8 protein-coding genes are annotated in these 6,307 nt (G+C 73.1%); 5 read left to right on the top strand and 3 right to left on the bottom strand.

The genetic code is table 11. The features are described 5' to 3' along the window. The first annotated feature begins 474 nt into the window (after window positions 1-474). Window positions 475-1,062, top strand: a complete 588-nt coding sequence (locus NBZ85_RS05215; protein ID WP_261553963.1) for a flavin reductase family protein — start codon at window positions 475-477, stop codon at window positions 1,060-1,062. 61 nt (window positions 1,063-1,123) lie between these two features. Then, entirely contained in the window at window positions 1,124-1,507 is a 384-nt protein-coding gene (locus NBZ85_RS05210) for a nuclear transport factor 2 family protein (protein ID WP_261553964.1), read from the top strand. 155 nt (window positions 1,508-1,662) lie between these two features. Here NBZ85_RS05210 and NBZ85_RS05205 read toward each other — a convergent pair whose 3' ends face one another. After that, window positions 1,663-2,394, bottom strand: a complete 732-nt coding sequence (locus NBZ85_RS05205; RefSeq protein ID WP_261553965.1) for a TetR/AcrR family transcriptional regulator — start codon at window positions 2,392-2,394, stop codon at window positions 1,663-1,665. A 31-nt stretch (window positions 2,395-2,425) separates the two neighbouring features. After that, window positions 2,426-3,343, bottom strand: a complete 918-nt coding sequence (locus NBZ85_RS05200) for an LLM class F420-dependent oxidoreductase (protein ID WP_261553993.1) — start codon at window positions 3,341-3,343, stop codon at window positions 2,426-2,428. 416 nt (window positions 3,344-3,759) lie between these two features. Between NBZ85_RS05200 and NBZ85_RS05195 the strand changes: the two genes are divergently transcribed. Beyond that, on the top strand, window positions 3,760-4,533 hold the full coding sequence (locus NBZ85_RS05195; protein ID WP_261553966.1) for an SDR family NAD(P)-dependent oxidoreductase: 774 nt from the start codon (window positions 3,760-3,762) through the stop codon (window positions 4,531-4,533). Window positions 4,534-4,698: 165 nt separating this feature from the next. Here the strand turns inward: NBZ85_RS05195 and NBZ85_RS05190 are convergent, their stop codons facing one another. After that, on the bottom strand, window positions 4,699-4,995 hold the full coding sequence (locus tag NBZ85_RS05190; protein ID WP_261561567.1) for a hypothetical protein: 297 nt from the start codon (window positions 4,993-4,995) through the stop codon (window positions 4,699-4,701). Here NBZ85_RS05190 and NBZ85_RS05185 point away from each other — a divergent pair. Beyond that, window positions 4,904-5,692: an enoyl-CoA hydratase/isomerase family protein gene (locus NBZ85_RS05185; protein ID WP_261561566.1), complete on the top strand. Its 789-nt coding sequence runs from the start codon at window positions 4,904-4,906 to the stop codon at window positions 5,690-5,692. The two genes, NBZ85_RS05190 and NBZ85_RS05185, sit on opposite strands and share 92 nt — an antisense overlap. A gap of 86 nt (window positions 5,693-5,778) precedes the next feature. Next, window positions 5,779-6,219 carry a Zn-ribbon domain-containing OB-fold protein gene (locus NBZ85_RS05180; RefSeq protein WP_261553968.1) on the top strand — a complete coding sequence of 147 codons (441 nt, stop codon included), beginning with the start codon at window positions 5,779-5,781 and terminating at the stop codon, window positions 6,217-6,219. Window positions 6,220-6,307 lie beyond the last annotated feature (88 nt).

Genomic DNA, 6,307 nt, shown 5'->3' with positions numbered 1-6,307 from the left:
CCCGGGCCCCCGGAGCCATCCACCGCCTCGCCCGAACCGGCGGCGTCACCCGCGATCCGCCCCTCGTCGTGCTGCCCCGCCGGGTTTCCCGACACCTCACCACTCCCTCGGACCTGGCGCGCCGACCGCCCCGCGGTCGTGACGTGTTCGTCAGACGCACGATACATTTCGCCCGGTCCGCGAGACGCCCCCCGCACGAGCGACACCCGCCGCCGACAACCGCCGCCGACGCTCGACAAGCGAACCGCGCCGCGTGTACGAGCCGTCAGAGATCGGCGCCGGACCCTTGCACGCTATGCCACATGTGGCATAGCGTGCCACATGTGGCAGGCCCGCCATCCCGGTTGCCGGACGGGGACGGCGCGGCCGGCGTTCACGACGTTCCGCCAGGTGCGGCCGGCGGGCAACCGGATGACGGTCCCCGTGGCGTCCACCTCCGCCCGGCCCCGTGCCGGCTTCACGCGAGGAGTTCCGATGACGTTGGACCTGAAGGCAGCCGCTTCGACGCTGAACGGGCTGCGGCCGTTCCCGGTGGCGGTCACGACCATCCTGAACGGCCGGGCCAACGGACTGATGTCGCTGTCCGCCGGCGCCGCGAGCATCGTGCCCGAGTCGCCGCGCGTGACGATCAGCCTCACGAAGTACAACCTGACCCACGACCTGGTCCTGGAGTCCGGTGTGTTCGCGATGCACCTGCTGGCGGCGACGCCGGAGGAGCAGTTCGCGATCTCCCTCGACATCCTCATGGGCCTCGGCGGGAGCTCCGGCCGCGACGGGGACAAGATCAGCCAGTTCCGGACGAAGCCAGGCGTCACCGGCACCCCGATCCTGCTGGACGCGCTCAGCTACGTCGAGGGACGGGTCGTCCACTCCCTCGACATCGACGAGAGCACACTGTTCGTCGCCGACGTCGTCGCCGCGGAGCAGCTGCACGACGGCGAGCGGCTGCGCGTGGGGCCGGCGTGGGGCGCCCTGCCCAAGGAGTGGATCGAGCAGTACGACCGCAACCACCACCCCCAGCTCGAGAGCGCGCGTAAGTACCGCGAGCAGGCGAAGTCCTAGGCCCCGGGCCTGGCCTCGCCGCCGGGCCACCACCCCCATCGACCCGATCACGGGAGTGTGAGTGAGCGACAAGCACGAGCTTCTGGTCCGTCAGTTCCTCGACCGGCTGGTCGAACGGGACTACGACGCGGCGGCCGCCTGCGTCGCCACAGACGCCCGCTACCACGTGAGCGCGTGGCAGCCGGCGGTCGTCGGGCGCCCGGCCATCCGCGCGGAGTTCGACCGGCAGGCGGCCCTCTACTCGGCGTTCCACTACGAGCTGGTCTCGGTGGCCTCCACCGACACCGTCGTCTTCACCGAACGGCTCGACAACCTCACCATGGGCGGACGGTCCGTCGTCCTGCACTGGTGCGGGGTGTTCACGTTCGACGCCGACGGGCTGATCTCCGTCATCCGCGACTACTACGACATCAAGGAGCTGGAGCAGGCCCTGGCGCCAGCCTGATGCAGCGCCCCGCGCCCGGCGCGGGCAGACAGACACGATCCCCGCGTACGGCCCTTGAGGCATCCGTGCGCGGGGATGCGTCGTCGGGGGCCGGTCGGCCAGCCGGCGACCGTCTCCAGCCGGCGGACCGCCCCCGGCAGCCAGGGTCCGCTCCTCTAGGCGCGACTGGGCGACCCGGTGACGTCCGGGTCCGGGCCGGGGCCCGGACCGAGACCGCGGCCGAGCAGGTCGAGCGCGTCCAGCAGGTGCGTGCGCAGGCTGCCCCGGCGTGCCGCCCAGCGGCGGGAGCCGACGACGAGCGCGGTGGCCGCGCTGATCCCGGCGAGCTCCGGCCACAGGTCATCCGGGGCCAGCCCCGCCCGCCCGGCCAGGGCCTCGGTGAGCATCGGGCTGGTCACGGTGACGACGAGCTGCTGGACCCGCTCGTTGCCGTAGCTGTGGGCCATGGCGCGCTGCCAGCGGCGCAGGTAGTCGTTGGTCTCCCCGGTCAGCACGTCCACAGCGTTGCGCAGTGCCGCGAACGGCGGCTCCGCCGACGGGCGGTGGGCGGTCTCCTCGGCGATCGACGTCGCCAGGCGGACCGGCAGCGCGGTGAGGATCATCTCCTTGCCCGGGTAGTACCGGTAGAAGCTGCGCACCGACACCCCGGCGGCGGCCGCGATCTGCTCGACCGTGACCTCGTCCATGGGCCGGGTCGTGAACAGCTCCAGCGCGGCCTGCTCGATGAGGTCCGCCGCCATCGCGCGGCGCCGCACCGCCAGGGTCGCGGACAACCGCCCGTTCCCGGCCGCCTCCACCGTCTCGAATCCCCCTCGTCCGGACCACGGCAGCCGGCCCCCGGCGCCCCAGGCATGGTCATGATGCGGCCGCCGCGCCCGCTCCGTCACCCGGCCAGGCTTCCTATCGTACGGAGCGGGGCTAGCGGACCAGGGCGGCCAGGGCGGTGCCGATCCGCTCGATGTCCTCGCGGAAGGCGGCCAGGCTGCGGCTGGTCGGCTCGATCGTGATCCAGGTGACCCCGGCATCCTCGTACGCACGGTAGGACGCCGCGACGGCACGGCTGAAGGCGTCGACGTCGGGCAGCAGCTCGGCCTCGTAGGGCACGAACGACACGTCCAGCGGGGCCGCCCCGGCCTCGGCGCGCCGGTCCTGCACGCCTCGCACGGCCTCGGCCAGGGCCGCCACGTCCTCCATCGGCGGCGTCTTGGTGATCTTCGCTACGGCGACGGACTGCCCCATCGGCATCCAGCCGTCGGCGAGGGTCACCGCGCGCCGCCGCGCCGCGTTGCTGTTGCCGCCGATCCAGATCGGCGGGCCCCCGGCCTGCACCGGTCCGGGCAGCGAGGTGTGCCCGTGCAGCGGGAACGTCGGGTCGTCCCGGTCGACGCTGCGGCCCGTCCAGACCGCCCGCATCGCCGGGATGGCCGCGTCGAGCAGGCGCCCGCGCTGGGCGAAGTCGGCGCCGAGTGCGGCGAACTCGGTCTTCAGGTAGCCCGCCGCGACGCCCAGGGTGAGCCGCCCGGCGCTGAGCCGGTCCAGGCTCGCCGCGGACTTCGCCAGCAGGTAGGGGCTGCGGTAGCCGGCGACGGCGACGTAGGTCATCACCCGTAGCCGGGTCGTCGCCGCGGCCAGGAAGCTCAGCGACACGAACGGGTCGAACGAGTGGTGGCCGCCGCCTGCGAGCCAGGTGTCGTCGGGGACCGGGTGCTCGCTCATCGAGACCGCGTCGAATCCGGCCTGCTCCACCAGCCGGCCGACCTCGGCCAGGTCGCCATCGCCGATCCAGCGGTCGTAGTGCTTCACGGCACGCATCGGGAACATCAGGTTCAGGCGCATGGACACCTTCCGTTGTTGCCGGCCGGGACCCGGCCGCGGCGCCCGCGCGGATGCGGGCTGATCTGACACGGGCTGATCTGACACGGGCCACCCGACGTGGGCCGGGGATGCGCGCCCGCCGCGGCAGGGATGCGCATCGCCACCGGCGTGCCTTCGGGCCGCGTGCATGGCCCTGGCGCACCGGCCTCCGCCCGGCGCGGGCGCTTCCGGAGGCGGATGGGCGGCTGTACCCACTATGCTGTTCTGACAGCTACGTCACAAGTGTCGGCGCCGCGGGCCGCTGCCGAGACGCCCGCCGACGGCGGGGAACGCGGCCCGCTGCCCGGGCCGCCCGATCTCGTCCGGACCCCGCGGCCCGCCGCCGGACCCCTCGAGGACGGGGAGGCCGACGGCGAGGCCAGAGAGGGAAACCATCGATGGGTAACCGCCTCGCGGGCAAGACCGTGTTCGTGTCAGGGTCGACCCGCGGCATCGGCCGTTCCATGGCGGAGCTGTTCGCCGCCGAGGGGGCGCGCGTGGCCGTGACCGGCCGAACCGTCGCCAAAGGTGAGAAGGTCGTCGCCCGCATCCGCGCGGCCGGCGGCGAGGCGGAGTTCTTCCCGCTGGACATCACCGACGAGGCCAGCGTGCACGGCACGATCGACGCGGTGGCCGCGCACTTCGGCGGGCTGAGCACGCTGGTGAACAACGCCGCCCCCACCGACGCCGTCGCCTCGACGATCAAGAAGATCGCCGACTACACGACCGAGGAGTGGAACCACATCCTGCTCGGCACGCTGACGGGCAACGTGTTCTGGGCCTCGAAGTACGCCTGGCCGTACCTGCGCGAGGCCGAGGGGGCCGCGATCGTGAACGTGTCCTCGGGCCAGTCCATCGCCGGGTTCACCGGGTTCGGTGCCTACGCCGCGGCCAAGGGCGGCGTCAACGCCCTGAGCCGCACCCTGGCCGTCGAAGGCGCCGCTGACGGCATCCGCTCCAACACCATCGTCGTCGGGCGAGTCGTGAGCTCGCCGGGCGACTCCGGGGCGCTCACCGGCGGCGGCCGGCTCACCCGCATCGGCAACCCGACGGACATCGCGTACACGGCGGCGTGGCTCGCCTCCGACGAGGCCGCCTTCGTCACCGGCGCGACGGTCACCGCCGACGGCGGCTTCAGCGCCAACGGCGACGCCGCCGCCGGCGAGGGCTGAGCGTGCCGGTCGCCACCCACCAGGGGACAGTGGACGTCGCTGTCAGATCGAGGGCCACCCAGGCCGGTACCACCCGATCAGGAAGTGCCGGACCCGTCACCGACGGGCCCGGAAGCGAGCACGGCGGGGCCGGATCCCTGCTGGCCACCGACGAACAGGAGCCCTTCATGGCATCAGCACCCGCCGCACCGCGACGGCAGGTCCGATGAGCGCGCCGGCACCGGGCAGCGCCACCACCGTCCCCGCGGCCTCGGCCGGGACGGCGTCCCCCGGCGTGTCCGAGGCCGCGGCCACGCCCAGCGCGGCCACGCCCACCCCGAGCGCGCCCGCTCCGGCCGTCTCCACCCCGGTCGGGCCGCTCGGGACCACGGTGCTGCACACGGTCGAGCGGGGGATCGCGACGATCACCCTGAACCGGCCGGAGGCCGCGAACGCGATCCAGCCGGCGATGCGCGACGTCATCATCGACCTGCTCGCCCAGGCCGATGCCGACCCCGAGGTCCGGGTGGTGGTGCTCGCCTCGAACGGGCGGCACTTCTGCTCCGGCGCCGACGTCACCGGGATCGCGGCGAGCCGCGCGCAGGGCGCCGAGAAGCGGGTCACCGACGCGATGCGGCGCATCATGACCGGTGCGCAGCGGTTGGTCTCCTCGGTCCTCGACTGCGGCAAGCCGGTCATCGCCGTCGTCCAGGGCCCGGCCGCCGGCCTCGGCGCGCACCTGGCGTACGCCAGCGACCTGGTGGTGGCCGCGGAGAACGCGATCTTCGTCGAGTCGTTCGTGCTGCGCGGCCTGGTCGTCGACGCCGGAGGCGCCTATTTGCTGCCCCGGCGTATCGGCATGCAGAAGGCCAAGGAGCTGGCGTTCTTCGGCGAGAAGCTGCCCGCGAGCGAGGCCCTCGCCCTCGGCCTGGTCAACCGGGTCGTGCCGGCCGCCGAACTCGCCGCCACCGCCGCCGAGTTCGCCGACCGGTTGGCCGGCGCCGCCACGAGCGCCATCGCGCTGACCAAGCGGCTGTTCAACGAATCCCCGGACGTCGACCGGGCCGCGGCCTTCCTCGCCGAGGGCATGGCCCAGGAGCTGCAGTCGCACGCCCACGACTCGACCGAAGGGGTGACCGCGTTCGTCCAGCGCCGCTCCCCCGACTACCGCGGCTACTGATCCGCGGCCACTGATCCGCGGCCACTGATCCGCGGTTACTGATCCGCGGTTACTGATCCGCGGTTACTGATCGTAGGAGGACACCCATGGCAACCGCCGCACCCCGGGTCGACCTGCCGACCATCGAGGACGAGAACCGGCCCTTCTGGGACGCCGCCCGCCAGGGCCGCTTCCTGATCGCCCGCTGCGCGTCGTGCGGGCGGGCGCACCACTACCCCCGCCCGTTCTGTCCGTTCTGCTGGAGCGAGGACGTGTCCTGGGAGGACGCCAGCGGCCTGGCGACCCTCTACACCTACTCGACGGTGTTCGTGAACGACCTGCACCCGTTCGCCGAGCGGATCCCCTACGTGGCGGCCCTGGTCGACCTGGCGGAGGGGCCCCGGGTGATGACGAACATCATCGATGCCGACCCGGCGGACCTGCACATCGGCATGCCGCTGACAGTCGCCTACCGGGAGCTGACCGACGAGATCACCGCGCCGGTCTTCCGCCCCGCGGATCCGGCCACCTCAGCCGCCAGCGGCTGAGAGCCGGCCGCACCGGCCGGCGACGCACACGATTCCGCCACGCACACGTTTCCGCCAGGCACACGTTTCCGCCAGCACACAGGGAGTT

The sequence above is a fragment of the Frankia tisae genome (assembly GCF_025403405.1).
GTDB classification, from domain to species: domain Bacteria; phylum Actinomycetota; class Actinomycetes; order Frankiales; family Frankiaceae; genus Frankia; species Frankia tisai.
This window is presented reverse-complemented; position numbering and strand designations above follow the sequence as displayed.